We start from the raw sequence: 1724 nt of genomic DNA, 5'->3' as shown, positions 1-1724 counted from the left end.
TTATCCGGTGCGCCGTAAAACCCCGTCCTTCAGGGCAGGGATATAAGGCGTGGTTTTCCACCTGACCAGGTGTTTGCTGTTGTTCAATGTATTGGCGGATGACGGATATTGGCGCACCTCCGCAGCTACTGGCAAAATAGCCAGGACTCCACAAAACGCCTTTGTAGTAATACCTGACTGCAATATCTGGTCGATCTCGTCGCAGTCACCTACCCGATACGCCTTTGAGGCTGTTTACCAGACTGGATATCGCCAGTTTGGGAGGATAGTTAATTAACAAATGGACGTGATCTGGTTCGCCATCCATTTCAACCAGTTCAGCTTCAAAATCAGCACATACATTTGAAAAGTAAGCGCGTAGTTTTTCTGTCGCGTCATGGTCAAAAATCTGACGTCGGTATCTGGTGACAAAGACCAGGTGAACATGCATCAGGAAAACACAATGCCTTCCCCGTCGGATATCGGTTTCTTTATTCATAGACCAAAGTATCATTTGGCCTGTGAAACGATTACAGGCATTTAAATTCCAGTTAAGACCAGGTGGTCAACAGGAGTGTGAAATGAGGCGCTTCGCAGGCGCATGTCGTTTCGTTTTCAATCGTGCTCTGGCACGTCAGAATGAGAATCATGAGGCCGGTAATAAATACATCCCTTACGGGAAAATGGCTTCCTGGCTGGTTGAGTGGAAAAATGCCACTGAAACGCAATGGCTTAAAGATTCTCCCTCACAGCCATTGCAACAGTCACTGAAAGACCTTGAGCGGGCTTACAAAAACTTCTTCCAGAAGCGGGCTGCTTTTCCCCGATTCAAAAAGCGGGGACAGAATGATGCATTCCGCTACCCGCAGGGCGTTAAGCTCGATCAGGAAAACAGCCGTATTTTTCTGCCGAAACTTGGCTGGATGCGCTACCGGAATAGCCGTCAGGTCACGGGAGTTGTGAAAAATGTCACGGTCAGCCAGTCCAGCGGTAAGTGGTACATCAGTATTCAGACAGAAAGTGAAGTATCCACTCCGGTTCACCCTTCAGCATCAATGGTCGGGCTGGATGCTGGCGTGGCTAAACTCGCCACGCTGTCAGATGGCACAGTCTTTGAGCCTGTAAACAGTTTGCAGAAAAACCAGAAGAAGCTGGCGAGACTTCAGCGGCAGTTAAGCCGCAAGGTCAAATTCAGCAACAACTGGCAGAAGCAGAAATGCAAAATACAGCGACTGCATTCCCGTATCGCAAATATCCGCAGGGACTACCTTCACAAAGTCACAACGACCGTCAGCAAAAACCACGCAATGATAGTCATTGAGGATTTGAAGGTCAGCAACATGTCAAAGTCAGCAGCGGGTACGGTCAGCCAGCCGGGGCGCAATGTCCGGGCAAAATCAGGTTTAAACCGTCCGATACTGGATCAGGGCTGGTATGAAATACGCCGCCAGCTTGAGTACAAGCAGCTCTGGAGTGGCGGTCAGGTGCTTGCTGTTCCGCCAGCGTATACAAGCCAGCGTTGCGCGTACTGTGGTCATACAGCGAAAGAGAACCGCCTGTCACAAAGTAAATTCAGATGCCAGGTATGTGGATATACAGCGAACGCCGATGTAAATAGCGCTCGCAACATTTTAGCGGCGGGACACGCCGTTCTTGCCTGTGGAGAGATGGTGCAGTCAGGCCGCCCGTTGAAGCAGGAACCCACCGAAATGATTCAGGCGACAGCCTGAACGTAGCAGGGATCC

The 1724-nt window shown here is 50.1% G+C and carries 1 protein-coding gene and 1 pseudogene; one reads left to right on the top strand and one right to left on the bottom strand.

Annotated features, from left to right (window positions below; genetic code table 11):
- Positions 1 to 67 precede the first annotated feature (67 nt).
- Positions 68 to 493, bottom strand: a pseudogene (tnpA, locus tag K0778_RS25845) (IS200/IS605 family transposase); the annotation flags it as partial.
- A gap of 7 nt (positions 494 to 500) precedes the next feature.
- Here tnpA and K0778_RS25840 point away from each other — a divergent pair.
- The gene (locus K0778_RS25840) at positions 501 to 1709 is read left to right on the top strand and encodes an RNA-guided endonuclease TnpB family protein (RefSeq protein ID WP_000826397.1); all 1209 of its coding nucleotides are present in this window, start codon (positions 501 to 503) and stop codon (positions 1707 to 1709) included.
- The last annotated feature ends 15 nt before the right edge of the window (positions 1710 to 1724 follow it).

The sequence above is a fragment of the Escherichia sp. XD33 genome (assembly GCF_019375075.1).
GTDB lineage: Bacteria > Pseudomonadota > Gammaproteobacteria > Enterobacterales > Enterobacteriaceae > Enterobacter > Enterobacter flexneri_A.
This window is presented reverse-complemented; position numbering and strand designations above follow the sequence as displayed.